The following is a 14847-nucleotide window of genomic DNA, read 5'->3' as shown; positions in this document are numbered from 1 at the left end:
CCACCCGACCAACTTCCGAAAACGGCTTCCAAGGACGGATCAATGAGCGAACAGAGCACCATCCGCTGGGAGGGTCCCGACGCCGACGGCGTCGTCGTTCTCACTCTCGACGACCCGGAGCAGCAGGCCAACACCATGAACGAGCGCTACCTGCGTTCCATGGAACAAACCGTGCAGCGGCTGGAGAACGAACGCGAGAGCATCAGCGGGGTAATCCTCACCTCGGGAAAGAGCACCTTCTTCGCCGGTGGTGACCTGCGGGAGCTGATCAAGGCGCGCCCCGAGAACGTGACGCGTGCCGCCGAGAGCAGCACCGCCGCCAAGCAACAGCTCCGCAGGTTGGAAACCCTCGGCGTGCCGGTCGTCGCCGCCCTCAACGGTACGGCGCTCGGCGGTGGGCTGGAGATCGCGCTGGCCTGCCACCACCGCGTCGCGCTGGACTCACCCAAGGCCAGGTTCGGCTTTCCCGAGGTGAGTCTCGGCCTGTTGCCCGGCGGTGGTGGTGTCGTTCGTACCGTGCGGATGCTCGGCATAGCCGACGCGCTGCTCGGGGTGCTCACGCAGGGCCAGCGGCTGCGTCCGGAGAAGGCTCGCGAGATCGGGCTGATCGACGAGGTCGTGGACGACCGGGACGACATGCTGCGGCGCGCCAGGGAATGGATCAAGGAGAACCCGGAGGCGAGCCAGCCCTGGGATCGCAAGGGTTTCCGGATCCCAGGCGGTACCCCATCCGATCCGAAGTTCGCGGCCAACCTGCCCGCGTTCCCCGCCAACGTGCGCAAACAGCTCAAGGGCGCCGATCTGCCCGCTCCCAAGAGCATCCTCTGCGCCGCGGTTGAGGGCGCACAGGTCGATGTGGACACCGCCTTCACCATCGAGGGGCGCTACTTCGTCGAGTTGATGTGCGGGCAGACCTCGAAGAACATGAGCAAGGCGTTCTTCTTCGACCTGGAACACATCAACTCCGGTGGCAGCAGGCCGGACGGCCAGCCACAGTGGTCGGCCGAGAAGGTCGGTGTGCTCGGTGGCGGCATGATGGGGGCGGGCATCGCCTACGTCTGCGCCAAGGCGGGAATGCGGGTCGTGCTCAAGGACGTCTCCGCCGAGTCCGCCGAGAAGGGCAAGCAGTACTCGGCCAAGGTGTTGGACAAGGCACTGCACAAGGGCAGGATCACCGAGCGGGAACGTGATGACGTGCTCGCCAGGATCACCGCCACCGACCAGGCGCGAGAGCTGGAGGGCTGTGACCTCGTCATCGAGGCGGTCTTCGAGGACCCCGCGGTCAAGCACCGGGTCTACGCCGAGGCCGAGCAGTACGTCGACAGCGACGCGCTGCTCACCTCGAACACCTCCACACTGCCGATCACCGACCTCGCGGAGGGGGCGAGCAGGCCGGAGGACTTCATCGGGCTGCACTTCTTCTCGCCGGTGGACAAGATGCCGCTGGTCGAGATCATTCGCGGTGAGCGCACCAGTGACCGTGCGCTGGCCAGGGCATTCGACGTGGTCCGCCAGATCAACAAGACGCCGATCGTGGTGCAGGACAGCCGTGGCTTTTTCACCAGTCGCGTGATCGGCACCTTCCTCAACGAGGGAGTGGCGATGCTGGGCGAGGGGATACCTGCCCCCTCGATCGAGCAGGCCGCCTCGCAGGCGGGCTTTCCCGCCCCGGTGCTGCAGCTGTACGACGAGCTCACCCTCACGCTGCCCCGCAAGATCCGGGAGGAGACCCGCAAGGCGGTCGAGGCCGCGGGCGGTAGCTGGAGCGATCACCCGGCGGATCCCGTCCTGGATCGGATGGTCGAGGAGTTCGGCCGCCAGGGGCGTTCCTCCGGGGCCGGTTTCTACGAGTACTCCGAGGACGGCAGCCGGTTGGGGCTGTGGAGCGGACTGGGCGAACACTTCGGTACTGACGGGGTCGATCCGGAACGGATCGTGCTGCACGACCTACGGGAACGCATGCTGTTCGTGCAGGCGCTGGAGACGGTGCGCTGCCTGGACGAGGGGGTGCTCACCTCCGTGCCGGACGCCAACATCGGTTCGATCTTCGGGATCGGTTTCCCGCCCGGAACCGGGGGCGTGGTGCAGTACATGAACGGCTACGAGGGCGGACTGCGCGGTTTCGTGGCGCGTGCCCGGCAGCTGGCCGAACAGTACGGTGCCCGGTTCGAGCCCCCCGCCTCCCTGGTTGCCAGGGCCGAATCCGGTGAGGTCTTCGAGATCGGGGAACCGGACAAGGAGATCGTGGCCGCCGCCGCGGCCTGATTCCGTCCTTCCGAGACGTGAGCGGGTCGCCTCCCTGGGCGGGGGAGGCGACCCGCTCACTTCGTCTCCGGCCCCGCTGCCGCGTCCTCGGCCTCCCCGGTCAGTTCGGGGTCTCGCACGACCACACATTCCTGGGCAACACCGGTACCGATGCTGGAGTTCAAGATGGCTGTCCCGGTGGTCGCGGTGCTCGTCGTCCCGACGGCCGCTCGGCTCGGGCGCGGGAGAGTCCCCGCGCCCGAGCGTCGGTCAGTTCAGTGGCGCGTTGCGGAGCACCTCACCGACGGGAAGGGTCCTGCCCTCGTTGAGGCTGGTTCCCTTGCCCAGTGACAGTGTCTCCGAAGGGTTCTCGACCAGGCCAGTCGCCGCGTCCCGCACCGCTCCGGACGGGTTGTCGTCCACCCGGCGAACCGTCGGGACCTGCTTCGTCGCGGGAACCACGTGTTCCACCTCGGGCAGCTCGACCGGCTTGCCGGACATCCGCAGCGGGTTGTTCTCGGCCACCTTGCCCACAGCACCGACCGGGTTGGTCAGCGGCTTGCTGTCGTAGCCCTGCGCGACGGTGGCGTCCACAGCGGTGTCCAGGGTGGACACACCTTCGTGGGTCTCACCGCGCGGTCCGACCTCCGCGTCGAGCAACTCGGCGTTATCGTTCTTCTCCCGCAACACACCGGTGTGGTCGGGCTGGACGTTGACGCCGACCTCCGGCCGGGTCTTGGTCCACTGCTCGGCTCGTGCGGTGGTGGTCGCCACCTGACCGAGCAACCTGGTCGCCTCACCCGACTGCAGTGTCGGTTCGCCGTCACGGACCTCGTCGGCGACACCGTGGCCGAGCCTGGCGATCTCGGTGCCGACCTCCTTGACGAGGTTGGGGGCGTTCGTGCGCAGCGTGGTGTCAGCGCAGGGCATCTTCTCCCGTCCGGGGACACCACCCGGGTTCTTGCAGGTGTCCAGCGGGGCGGTGAAGTCGATCTCGTCGGGAACCTGGGAGAGGTCCGGCTTGGTGAGGTCCGGCGTCGTTGCTTCGGGGGAGTCGGCGGCTGCCACTCCCGTTCCGGCTGCGGCGAACCCCGCGGCCACAACAACAGCGTTCAACGTGCGCGTGGTCCAGGGGCGCAAGATCAGTACTCCTTGAATCCGAGTTCACGGGCGTGGGTCGTGACACGCCGGGCGCGGCGTCCTTTCGGAGGACGCGCGTACACGTGACAATCGACCTACGCGATCGCATCGGAAGGGCACTCGTGGATCTTGAGACCTGAGCTTCTACTACCCCTGATCGTGTGAAGACGATTCCGGTGAGCGGGTTGTTCGACCGAGCGGTTCCCACGTGACGGAGGTCTGTTCGGAAGACGCCGGTTCGGAGAACGAGCGTGCCTCGCCGGACAGGCTCGGGCCGATCAGCGCCATCAGGTGCTCGGTGGCCATCTCCGGGGTGACCTCCGGGTGATTCTCCCGCCACAGCGCCATGCGCTCGCAGGCCCCGATGATCGCCTCGGCGAAGGCCTCCATGCGGTACTCGTCGGTCTCCGGCAGCGACATGCGCAGCATGTCCGAGGTGAAACCCACCTGCTGCCTGCGGATCCCCTCCAGCTCGGTGTCCAACTCCATGCCGGGCACGGCCGATTCGTTGCGCAGCAGCGCCCAGGACTGCTTGTGGTCCTCGCCGAACCGGAAGAAGGCCAGCAGTCCGTCGTGCAGCAGCTGCTCGGGACTCTCGGCACTGGCCGCCGCGGCGGAGGTGCACTCCAGCAGCTCGCGTTTGGCCCGCTCCAGACAGGCCAGCAGCAGCCCTTCCTTGGAACCGAAGTACTCGTACAGCATCGGTTTGGACAGGCCGACGCGCTGCGCGATGTCGTCCATGGCCGCAGCCTGGTAGCCGCGCTCGGCGAACACTTCCTCCGCGATCCCCAGGATCTGCTGTTCCCGTTCGGCCCTCGACATCCGTTTGCGGCCCGAGCCCGCCCGCTGTGCGATCTCCACGAAATCAACCCTACCGCAAGTAACCTACTCGTAGTAACCTACTGACTGGTAAGCTCACGTCGCTTCGTTCGGGAGGTACCGGGGGATGGGTAACGAACCGCGGGAACAACACAGGTACGACACCTCCGTGGTCATCGTCGGTAGCGGTTTCTCGGGATTGGGCACCGCCATCCGGCTCAAGATGGAGGGCGTCGAGGACTTCGTCCTGCTGGAGAAGTCCCGGGATCTAGGGGGGACCTGGCGGGACAACACCTACCCCGGGTGCGCCTGTGACGTCCCCTCGCTGATGTACTCGTTCTCCTTCGAGCAGAACCCCGACTGGTCGAGGATGTTCGCCGAGCAGGGCGAGATCGAGCATTACCTGCGCCACTGCGCCGAGAAGTACGACGTCGAGAAGCACATCCACTACGGGGTCGAGTTCACCGGCGCGGAGTGGGACGAGCAGGCGCACCGGTGGCACGTCTCCACGGCCGACGGCACCGAGTACGTGGGCAGGGCGCTGGTTTCCGGAGTGGGCGCACTGCACATCCCGAACTACCCGGACCTCCCGGGACTGGAGCGCTTCCGGGGCGAGGCCTTTCACTCGGCCGACTGGAACCACGACTACGACCTCACCGGCAAACGGGTCGCGGTGGTGGGGACGGGGGCCAGCGCGATCCAGTTCGTCCCGGAGGTCGCCAAGCAGGCGTCGAGGCTGAACCTGTTCCAGCGCACGCCACCGTGGATCCAGCCGAAGCCGGATCGCCCGATCCCGGCGAAACTGCGCCGCGCCTTCCGCTACGTTCCCTTCCTGCAGCGTGCCGTGCGGTTCGCCATCTACATGACGCTGGAGATACGTTCGGTGGCCGTGCTGCGCGAGCCCCGGCTGCAGCGCGTCTCGCAGTGGTTGGCCAAGCGGTTCATCCGCAAACAGGTGCACGACAAGCGTGTCCGTGAGGCGGTCACCCCGGACTACTCGATGGGGTGCAAGCGGATCCTGCTCTCCAGCGACTTCTATCCCGCGCTGAACCGGTCCAATGTGGATCTCAATACGAGCGGTGTGGCCGAGGTGCGCGAGAACTCGGTGGTCGACGGCGAGGGGGTCGAACACCCGGTGGACGTGATCGTCTTCGGCACCGGATTCCACGTCACCGACGCGTTCGACCACCTGGAGATCGTCGGCAGGGGCGGCCGCAAGCTGCGGGACGCGTGGAAGGACGGTATGGAGGCGCACAAGGGGATAACGGTCTCCGGTTTCCCCAACCTGTACTTCCTGCTCGGGCCGAACACCGGCCTGGGGCACAACTCGGTGGTGTTCATGATCGAGTCGCAGATCAACTACGTGCTCAGCATCCTGCGCCCACTGCTTCGGGGCGAGTTCACCCAGGCCGACGTGCGCCAGTCGGCCCAGGACGAGTTCAACGAGCGGATCCAGTCGCACCTCGCCGATGCCGTGTGGTCGGACGGCGGTTGCCAGAGCTGGTACCTGGACGCCAACGGGGTCAACCGCACCCTCTGGCCCGGTTTCACCTGGAACTACTGGTGGCAGACCCGCAAGGCCGATCCGAAGGACTACGAGCTCCAGCGCTCCGGGGCGCGTTGAGGATTCGCACGGACGTTCGATAAGCTGCGGCGGTCAGGTCGTGTGAGCCCATCCCGGCAAGCCTCCCGACCGCCGCGCGTCGGAGCGGCTCCCGCGGATTCCGCGCGGGTACGACCGGTGTCCGATACGCCGAGCGGCGAGGCGGGCGGCTGCCGTTGTCCACTCGGGAGCGTAAATGTCCGAGGCCCGTGCGCTGTCCTCCGAACAGATCAGCGGCCTTCGTGAGGAACTGGACAACGGAACCACACCCACCGTGTGGTTCACCGGTTCGGCGGTCGGCGTCGACGCCGGGCGCTCCGGCAAGGTCGTCGCCATGGACGAGCCTGCGGAAGGGGAGTTCCTGCAGGTCAAACCGGCAGGATCCAAGGACGTGCTGTCCTTCTCGGCAGCCGAGGTGACCCTGGACAAGCCCGCGCCGAAACGTAAGGAGACCGGTCGGGCCGCCAAGAAGAAGGGTGCCGACGACGCTCAGCCGGATACCCCCGCCGAACCGGCTCGAACCGGACCGACCGCCACCGCGTCCGCGGCTACGGGCGATCCGGGCGGCACGACGAACACGGCGAAGGACTCCGGAGCGGCCGAACGCGGCACCGACACCGTCGGGACGTCGAAACGATCCGGTGGTTCAGCGTCCTCCTCGAGCGCAGGGGAACAGTCGAACAAGACCGAGTCGACCGGTTCCAAGCGCAACGGTACTTCCCGTACGGGCGGGAGCACGTCCAAGAACAACTCCTCGCGTCGTCCCGCGGGTGCGACCATCATTCTCACCGCGGGCGACGACGGGCATTGGAGCGTCGAGGTCAGCAACGGTAGGAAGCGGGTACTGCGTCCGACCGACGTCCCGGCCTCCGCCGTGGGACAGGCGGCGAAAGCGCTGCACGACGACGTCGCGCAGGCGGTTGAGCCCTTGCTGGAGGCGGAGCGGGAACACCAGCGCGCCAGGGTGGAGCAGCTGCAGCGCGAGCTCGACGAGGCCCAGCGCAGGCTGGAGGAACTCGGCACCCGGTGACGGCGCCGGTCGCGTACCGGGTGGCGAGTGGTGTGTTCCTCACTCGCCGCGCGGTACGCCGCACGCCGGTTCGGTCGTGCGCGGGCGGGAAGCCTGACTCGCGGAGAGGCAGTGGCGGCGGCGAGGTGCACTCGAACCTACAATGGGTCGCGTGAAGGGCCGTCTGCTTTCGCCGGGCTGGGTACTGCTGCACCTGGTGTTTCTCGCCGCCGTCGTCGCCACCGGCTGGCTGGGCTGGTGGCAGTGGGAACGTGCCCACGACGCGGGGGGTAGTTTCCAGAACCTCGGCTACGCACTGCAGTGGCCGTTGTTCGGTGCGTTCACCGTATTCCTGTGGTACCAGGTGGTCCGGATCTCTCTCGGCAGCGCGGAGGAGGAAGCGGCCGAACCGGTCATGGCACCGGAACCGTCCGCTCCGGCTGCCGATGCCTACGAGGAGGCGGACGATGTGGGATCGCCGTCCACGGCTGTCCCGAACCGTGTCGCCGAGGACAGCGGTCCGGAGCACCCGAGACGTTCCCCGGTTCCGGAGCGCGCGCCCTCGGTCACCGAGGAGGAGGATCCGCAGCTCGCCGAGTACAACCGCTACCTCGCCGAGCTCAACGCCACCGACTCACGACGCCGCTGATACTCGCCCGCGCCGATTTCGCGAGAAATCGACGGAGCTCGGGGCGCGCCGCCGTACCGGGCGCGTCGATTTCCCACGAAATCGCGGCGCTGTTCGTCGGGACGGGACCATGCGGGTAAGCAGCGCGGTTGTCCCCGGTGCGTGAGTCGGATGCATCGCGAGGCCGGGCCGCTCGCCGCGTAGGTCGCTACCCGATGTCGGGCCTCCCCACAGCGAGAGCCGTGCGAGAGGTTCCGCCACCCGCGTACCTACGACGGTCAGTCGGAAAGTTCAACTAGCCGTTGAACTCGATCCGGTCGAACGTTTCGCCCTGCACCACGTTGTGCGCGTTGCCGTTGAACTGGTTGACCGTCCGGTTGCCGGTGGCCCGCAGCCGCTGATGTACGGGTTCACCCACCTCGCGCAATCGCGTGCCGAACTCGGGATCGTCGTGTTCCAGCTGTTCGAGCCGTTCGGCCAGCGCACTGACTTTCGGGTGATCGGCGGGGCGGTCCTCGGCGGCTTCCAGCGCCGCCCCGGTTCGCGGGTCCGCTTCGGACTTGCCTCGCACGAGCTCCCGCACCTTCACCAGCGCCGCCGAGCCCGCGCTGCCGAGCGCCGCCGCGGCCTGCCCGGCCAGGGCCGCGGCGATGGAGTCCAGGAAGGGATCGGTCATTCGCCCAGTGTAGCCATTCGGGTATCCACTGTGTTCGCGATTCGTGAGTGACACCGGTGCGATCCGTTGCGCTTCGGGCTCGCGCCCGCGGGGTTCACCGGTGTTCGGGTAGGGGCTTTCCGGCTCGCGCGGCGGTCTTCGCGAATTACCGAGCGTCGTCACACGATTCCGGTTGCTTTTCGGTGACATCACTCACCCGGACGCCTGCGTTCGGGTGGTTTTCCCCGGTGAAGTCCACTTTTTCCGGTGCGACCCGGTTACTGGCGACGTGCGGTGTGATATCAAGTAAGCGAGCGACGACGGGGGATCCGGGATCGGTGCCCGGTCCGACCCGGCGCCACCTTTCCCTCGCGGGGTCCGAATCCAGCAGCGCCGTTGGAACGCGGCATGCGCGCCGGGCCCCGATGTCGATGCTCTGCTCGGTGAACACGAGTGTGATTGGGGCTTGCGTGCGGCGCGGCGGCGTGCTGTTAAAACTCTTCGGTCTTTGTGTGCTTTCAGGTGTGCTGGTGGCGAGTCTGATGCTGCCCGCCGCCATCGGTGCCGGTGCGATGGTGAACGAGACGACCTCGGCCATGTCCCGGATGTCGGATTCGCTGGAGAAGGCGCGAATGCCGCTTACCACCGAGGTGCTCGACCGCAACGGCGATCCGATCGCCCACTTCTACGACGACTACCGGGTCCCCACCTCCTCGGATCAGATCGCCGACACCATGCGCTCGGCCATCACCGCGATCGAGGACAAGCGGTTCTGGGATCACAACGGTGTCGACTGGCAGGGCACCATGCGCGCGCTGGCCACCAACATCAGCAGTGGCTCCGTGCAGGAGGGCGCCTCCACGATCACGCAGCAGTACGTGAAGAACTACCTGGTGCACGTGGCGGCCGACAACAAGGTGGAGCGCCACGACGCCCAGGCCACCACCATCGCCCGCAAGCTGCGCGAGGCACGGTTGGCCGTGGAGCTCGAACGCACCATGAGCAAGGAGAAGATCCTCTCCTCTTACCTGAACGTGGTGCCGTTCGGCAACCAGACGTTCGGTGTGGGAGCCGCCGCCCAGACCTACTTCGGCATCGGCCCGGACCAGTTGAACATTCAGCAGGCCGCGCTGCTGGCCGCGATCGTCAACGCCCCCGGCGCGCTCAACCCGAACAGCAACCCGGACGCGGCGCGGGAACGGCGCAACGAGGTCATCGATCGGATGGCCCAGCCGAACAACAACTTCCGGATCACCAAGGAGGACGCCGAGCGCGCCAAGCAGCAGCCGCTCGGGGTGCTCTCCCCGCTGGGTCGGCCGCCGAGCAGCTGCGTGAGCGCGGGCGGCAGCGCCACCAACGGATTCTTCTGCTCCTACCTGCGGGACTACCTCAACGAGGCCGGTTTCAGTGACAAGGAGCTGGAGAACGGCGGCTACACCATCCACACCACGATGGATCCCGAGGCCACCAAGTCGGCCAAGAAGGCGGCCGAGGAGCAGGTGCCCAAGAACTCCGACAACATCGCCAACCCCATGGCGATCGTGGAACCGGGCCAGAACAGCCACAAGGTCCGGGCGTTGGTCGCCAACCGCGACTACGGCAACGACGCCAGCAAGGGACAGACGGCCTACAACATCACCACCGAGGTGATTCCTTACGGATCCGGCTCGGTGTTCAAGATCTTCACCGCCGCCGCCGCGATCCAGCAGGGGTGGAGCCCGAACGACACGATTCCGGTTCCGTCCGCTTACACGACGCACCAGTTCGGCCACGGGCAGCAGTGGACCGTGCACAACGCCGAGGGCGTCTCCTCCGGGAACAGAAGCCTGCGGGACGCGCTGGCCACCTCCCCGAACACCGGGTTCGTGTGGCTGCTGGAGCGGGTCGGACTGAACAACGCCGTGGACATGGCAGAGAAACTGGGGCTGCGCCACAGTCTCAGTCGGATGGTGGATGCCGACGGGGACTCCGAGACGGACAAGAAGATCACCAAGGCGAAGGACATCAAGCAGAGCAGGCAGGGCTCGTTCACGCTCGGTGTCACACCGGTGAGCGTGCTGGAGCTGTCCAACGTGATGGCCACCATCGCCAGCGACGGCAAGTGGTGCCCGCCCACTCCGGTGGAGTCGATCACCGACCGCGACGGCAACCCGGTCCAGGTCAACGAGGAGTCCTGTTCACAGGTGGTCGCGCCGCGCACCGCGCACGGACTGGCGCAGGGGCTGGCCGACGACCACAAGGCGGGCGGTACCTCGCACGCCGCCGCCGAGTCCGCGGGCTGGACCAGGCCGCTGATGGCGAAGACGGGAACCACGCAGTACTACCAGTCCGCCGTGCTGGTCGGTGCCACTCCGCAGATGGCGGGTGCCGTGATGACCTACACCGACGGGCCGCCCTACGAGGGCATCTGCGTCAACGGCAGCGCGGCGCCGTACCAGTGCAGTGACACGGGCGGGAACCTCTTCGGTGGCACCATTCCGGCGCGGACGTTCTATCCGGCCATGAACACGGTGCACGAGGGTCTTCCGGTCGAGCAGCTGCCCGAGTTCTGAGACGTACGACGGCCCGGCCGGTCGTACCCCAGGTGACCGGCCGGACCGTTTTCGTTCGGTGTGTTCGGTCCACAGTGGCACCGGCTCGAACGGGGAGCACGGCCGGTGGCCCCCGTTCCCCTCCCCGGCGGGACGCGGGAGATCAGCGGTGGTGGAACCGGGAGACGCCGCTGGTGAGGCCCTCCTCTTCCACCTGTTGCCGTGAGATGTGCACCGGCAGCCGGTGCAGCGCCACCAGCAGCAGGATCAGCAACCCCAGCACGATCCAGCCCGTCCAGCCGAGCAGACCCACCGAGACGTTGGAGAACGTCTCCTCCGGTGCGTTGAACACGGCGGGGAGCACGGCCGCGGCGTTGAGGAAACCGTGCGCGACCACGGCGGGCCACACACTGCGCGAGGCCAGCCTGAGCCAGCCGAGCAGCGCGCTGACCAGCACGCAGAAAATGATCATCATGATGAAGGCGGCCACTACGGGCACGGTCGGGTAGTTGTACCCCAGTATCAGCAGCGGAGCGTGCCAGAGCCCCCACAGCACTCCGGTGATCAGGAACGCGGCGGGCTGGCCCAGCGGCAGCAGGGCCGGGGTGAGGTAACCCCGCCAGCCCCACTCCTCACCGGCGGCGGGAATCACGTTCAGCCAGCCGAACACGAACACGTGCGACACCAGCAGCAGGCCCCCCACGAACGCGGAGTCCGGGGCCTGGTCGGTCAGCGCGAAGCGGAGCTGTCCCGGCAGCCCGGTGAAGTCGAACCAGTGCGCGTCGTAGACGGTCAGCGCCCAGCCGACCAACAGCGCCAGCAGCATCGCCACCGGCGCACCGATCCAGCCGAGCAGCCCGTAGCGCCACCAGCCGCGTATCCCGCTGGGATGGGTCACACCGGTCTCACGGAGTATCCGGCCTCGCGGGCTGATCCAGCGGTTCGTCACGAACGTCGCCACGGCGGGCATGAACATCATCGCGATCAGCAACGGAGGGTACCAGCCCCAGGAAAGACCCTGGCCGGAAAGCCACAGCGGCAGGGTCAGCAACCATGCCGGTATGTAGGCGATCAGCACGAAGCCGACCACCCCGCGAACGTCCACTCGGTCGTACTCGGAGCTCATCCCGGTAATTCTGCCAACCCGAGTCCCACACATACAGCGGGTGATCGCCGACATTCGCCACGGAAATCGCACATCCCGGGTTCCGTGGGGCGATCGGCGGAACCTCGCACCGTTCCGGTGGTCCGGAGCTTCGGCCGAACACGAACGGGTCGCCCCGGGCTCCGTGAACCCCGGGGCGACCCGTTTCACGCCGTGCGCGTGTCGTTCCCGCGCGGGGAACTCATGGCTGGTGAACGCGCACGACGCGAGTCCGACGATCCGAACCGTCGGGTGCGCTCAGCTCCGCGACGAGCCGCGCACCCGCTCGGTCGCGACACGCATGTTCTCCAGGGCGGTCCGCACCTCCTCGTAACCACGGGTCTTGAGCCCGCAGTCGGGGTTGACCCACAGCCGCTCGGCGGGCACCGCTTCCAGGGCCGCGCCGAGCAGCTTCTCGATCTCGTCGGAATCCGGCACACGTGGTGAGTGGATGTCGTAGACACCCGGGCCGACGCCTCTGGCGAACCCGACCTCGTTGAGGTCGTCCAGCACCTCCATCCGGGAACGAGCGGCCTCCAGGCTCGTCACGTCCGCGTCGAGGTCCACGATCGCGTTGATGACCTCGCCGAACTCGGAGTAGCACAGGTGGGTGTGGATCTGCGTGGCGTCGGTGACGCCCGCCGTGGCCAGCCGGAACGAGCGCACCGCCCACTCCAGGTACTGCCCGTGCCGTTCGGAACGCAGCGGTAGCAGCTCGCGCAGTGCGGGCTCGTCGACCTGCACCACGCCGATACCGGCCGATTCGAGGTCGCTCACCTCGTCCCGGATCGCCAGCGCCACCTGGTTGGCCGTGTCCCCGAGCGGCTGGTCGTCCCGGACGAAGGACCAGGCCAGGATGGTGACCGGGCCGGTGAGCATGCCCTTGACCGGCTTGTTGGTCATGCTCTGGGCCTTCTTGGCCCACTCGACGGTGATGGGCTCGGGCCGCGAGACGTCGCCGAACAGGATCGGCGGGCGCACGCAGCGCGAGCCGTAGGACTGCACCCAGCCGTTCAGCGTGCTCACGAAGCCGTTCATGTACTCCGAGAAGTACTGCACCATGTCGTTGCGCTCGGGCTCGCCGTGCACGAGCACGTCGAGGCCCAGCTCCTCCTGCATGGTGATCACGCGCTGGATCTCGTCGACCATCCTGGTGTTGTAGGTGGCCTCGTCGATCTTGCCGTCCCGGAGCTGGGCGCGCGCCTTGCGCACGTCCGTGGTCTGCGGGAACGAGCCGATCGTCGTGGTCGGCAGCGGCGGAAGTCCCAGTGCCCGCTGCTGATCCGCACGCCGCTTGGTGTACTCACCGCGATCCGCGTCCCGCGGGCGCAGTTTCGAGATGCGATCACGCACCGCCTTGTCGTGCAGCCTGGCCGCGTTCCGCCGGTCCTCGATCGGAGCGCGGGCCTTGTCCAACTGGTCGCGTACCGCCTCGCGTCCCTCGTGCAGGGCGCGGTCGAGCAGCACGACCTCCTCGACCTTCTGCCGCGCGAACGCCAGCCAGGACTTGACCTGCGGGTCGATGTCCCGCTCGGCCTCGACGTCGTAGGGCACGTGCAGCAGCGAGCACGAGGTGCCCACCGAGACCTCACCGGCGAGACCGAGCAGCGTCGCCGCCTTGGACAGCGCGTCGTCGAGGTCGGTCCGCCAGATGTTGCGGCCCTCCACCAGACCGGCCACCAGCGTCTTGTTCCGCAGGCCGGTCAGTCCGGACAGCACCTCCATCGTGGTCGAGCCCGCCACGAGGTCGACCCCGACCGCCTCGATCGGCGAGGCGGCCAGCACGCCGAGGGCCTCGCCCGGATCGCCGAAGTAGGTGGGCACGAACAGTTTCGGCCGTGCGGTGAGCTCACCGAGCCTGCGGTAGGCGCCGCGCAGCTTCTCGAGTTCCGCCGGCTCGCGGTCGGCCGCGAACGCGGGCTCGTCCAGCTGCACCCACTCCGCACCGGCGCGGTGGAGTTCCCGCAACAGCTCGGCGTAAACCTCCAGCAGGTCGTCCAACCGGTGCAGCGGCGCGAAGGAGGACGGTGCCCCCTCGGCGCTCTTGGACAGCAGCAGGAAGGTCAGCGGCCCCACCAGCACGGGGCGGGTGGTTATCCCGAGTTCCCGCGCCTCCTGGAACCGCTCCACGGGGGTGCGGTCGGCGAGGCCGAACCCGGTGTCCGGACCGATCTCGGGAACGAGGTAGTGGTAGTTGGTGTCGAACCACTTCGTCATCTCCAGCGGCGGGGTGGATTCCACACCGCGTGCCATGGCGAAGTAGGTGTCCAACGGGTCCAGCTCCAGCTCGCGGTAGCGCTCCGGTACGGCGCCGAAGGTCACCGCGGTGTCCAGGACCTGGTCGTAATAGGAGAACGTGTTGCTGGGAACGGATCCCAGACCCGCCTCGTGCAGTTCCCGCCAGCTCTGGGCACGCAGCGTGCGGGCGGTCTCGCGCAGCTGTTCCTCACCGCTCCTGCCCGCCCAGTAGCTCTCCAGGGCCCGCTTGAGTTCCCGCTGCGGGCCGATGCGGGGGTATCCGAGTACGGTGGATCCGATTTCGCTGGTCAAAGCTCTCTCCTCGCGAGCTCGACGACATGGTCGACCGAGCACCTCGAGGAATGAGGGCATACGTGTCCACGGTCGCGTGGGAGCTCGCGACGTGACCGCCCTGCCGACCTTCCCTCGAGGTCCCGGACTCGCGCACCGCTCGCGGTGCGCACCGACGGCAGGTCTTCGGACTCGCGGGCACCGCCGGCTGTAGCCGGTTCTCCTACTGGTCGTCGGCTTCCCGGACCCCGGGTCCAGTGCCGTGTTCCGCTCGCGATCCCGGGCAGGGAGCGCGGCGGTGACGACGTTCGTTCCCACTCACCGCTGCGGGGCAGTTCCGGATTCGCACCGGATTCCCTCTTGCCTCAGCGACGAGGTCTGTGCCCTCGCCGCTGAACCATCGGCGCTCGTATGGTTGCGTGCCCTGCCCGGTTTGGCAAGCCCCGCCCCTCTTTCACGGCGGTTGATGGGCACGTTCGTACCGTCGCTCGGCTGCCGTTTCGCCGTTCGGTGTATCAGCGGTCACACCGCGTTCCGGTGCGTGG

Annotated in this window: 10 protein-coding genes and 1 riboswitch; of the genes, 5 read left to right on the top strand and 5 right to left on the bottom strand. The window is 67.6% G+C overall.

Annotated features, from left to right (window positions below; all coding sequences use genetic code 11):
• The first annotated feature begins 42 nt into the window (after positions 1-42).
• Positions 43-2265, top strand: coding sequence for a 3-hydroxyacyl-CoA dehydrogenase NAD-binding domain-containing protein (locus BM394_RS08010; RefSeq protein WP_092976023.1), 2223 nt, complete (start codon positions 43-45; stop codon positions 2263-2265).
• A gap of 249 nt (positions 2266-2514) precedes the next feature.
• Here BM394_RS08010 and BM394_RS08005 read toward each other — a convergent pair whose 3' ends face one another.
• Both BM394_RS08005 and BM394_RS08000 read right to left on the bottom strand, forming a co-directional pair.
• Entirely contained in the window at positions 2515-3384 is an 870-nt protein-coding gene (locus BM394_RS08005; protein WP_092976020.1) for a hypothetical protein, read from the bottom strand.
• A gap of 147 nt (positions 3385-3531) precedes the next feature.
• Positions 3532-4245 (bottom strand): TetR/AcrR family transcriptional regulator, encoded by a 714-nt coding sequence (locus BM394_RS08000; RefSeq protein ID WP_245780047.1) that lies wholly within the window; start codon positions 4243-4245, stop codon positions 3532-3534.
• Between the two features lie 85 nt (positions 4246-4330).
• On the opposite strand from BM394_RS08000, the gene BM394_RS07995 reads away from it, so the two are divergent.
• The 3 genes from BM394_RS07995 (at position 4331) to BM394_RS07985 (ending at position 7464) form a co-directional block, all read left to right on the top strand.
• Positions 4331-5827: a flavin-containing monooxygenase gene (locus BM394_RS07995; protein ID WP_092976017.1), complete on the top strand. Its 1497-nt coding sequence runs from the start codon at positions 4331-4333 to the stop codon at positions 5825-5827.
• Positions 5828-6002: 175 nt separating this feature from the next.
• The gene (locus BM394_RS07990; RefSeq protein ID WP_092976015.1) at positions 6003-6836 is read left to right on the top strand and encodes a DUF6319 family protein; all 834 of its coding nucleotides are present in this window, start codon (positions 6003-6005) and stop codon (positions 6834-6836) included.
• Between the two features lie 151 nt (positions 6837-6987).
• Entirely contained in the window at positions 6988-7464 is a 477-nt protein-coding gene (locus BM394_RS07985) for a hypothetical protein (protein WP_092976354.1), read from the top strand.
• Positions 7465-7738: 274 nt separating this feature from the next.
• Here the strand turns inward: BM394_RS07985 and BM394_RS07980 are convergent, their stop codons facing one another.
• On the bottom strand, positions 7739-8119 hold the full coding sequence (locus BM394_RS07980; RefSeq protein ID WP_092976012.1) for a hypothetical protein: 381 nt from the start codon (positions 8117-8119) through the stop codon (positions 7739-7741).
• Between the two features lie 509 nt (positions 8120-8628).
• Here BM394_RS07980 and BM394_RS07975 point away from each other — a divergent pair.
• Entirely contained in the window at positions 8629-10650 is a 2022-nt protein-coding gene (locus tag BM394_RS07975; protein WP_245780046.1) for a transglycosylase domain-containing protein, read from the top strand.
• A 142-nt stretch (positions 10651-10792) separates the two neighbouring features.
• On the opposite strand, the gene BM394_RS07970 is transcribed toward BM394_RS07975, so the two are convergent.
• Together BM394_RS07970 and metE are read right to left on the bottom strand one after the other, a co-directional pair.
• Positions 10793-11755 (bottom strand): CPBP family intramembrane glutamic endopeptidase, encoded by a 963-nt coding sequence (locus BM394_RS07970; protein ID WP_175530007.1) that lies wholly within the window; start codon positions 11753-11755, stop codon positions 10793-10795.
• A gap of 276 nt (positions 11756-12031) precedes the next feature.
• Positions 12032-14323, bottom strand: coding sequence for a 5-methyltetrahydropteroyltriglutamate--homocysteine S-methyltransferase (metE, locus tag BM394_RS07965; protein ID WP_092976006.1), 2292 nt, complete (start codon positions 14321-14323; stop codon positions 12032-12034).
• A gap of 139 nt (positions 14324-14462) precedes the next feature.
• Positions 14463-14719: riboswitch (cobalamin riboswitch) on the bottom strand.
• Positions 14720-14847: the final 128 nt, after the last annotated feature.

Origin of the sequence: Actinopolyspora lacussalsi subsp. righensis (genome assembly GCF_900116555.1) — a bacterium.
In the GTDB taxonomy this organism is placed as follows: domain Bacteria; phylum Actinomycetota; class Actinomycetes; order Mycobacteriales; family Pseudonocardiaceae; genus Actinopolyspora; species Actinopolyspora lacussalsi.
This window is presented reverse-complemented; position numbering and strand designations above follow the sequence as displayed.

What these genes read in the sequence shown, in the direction of transcription:
- BM394_RS07980 (WP_092976012.1), bottom strand. Translation starts at nt 8,119, where the DNA reads ATGACCGATCCCTTCCTGGACTCCATCGCCGCGGCCCTGGCCGGGCAG.
- BM394_RS07990 (WP_092976015.1), top strand. Translation starts at nt 6,003, where the DNA reads ATGTCCGAGGCCCGTGCGCTGTCCTCCGAACAGATCAGCGGCCTTCGT.
- BM394_RS08010 (WP_092976023.1), top strand. Translation starts at nt 43, where the DNA reads ATGAGCGAACAGAGCACCATCCGCTGGGAGGGTCCCGACGCCGACGGC.
- BM394_RS07995 (WP_092976017.1), top strand. Translation starts at nt 4,331, where the DNA reads ATGGGTAACGAACCGCGGGAACAACACAGGTACGACACCTCCGTGGTC.
- BM394_RS07970 (WP_175530007.1), bottom strand. Translation starts at nt 11,755, where the DNA reads ATGAGCTCCGAGTACGACCGAGTGGACGTTCGCGGGGTGGTCGGCTTC.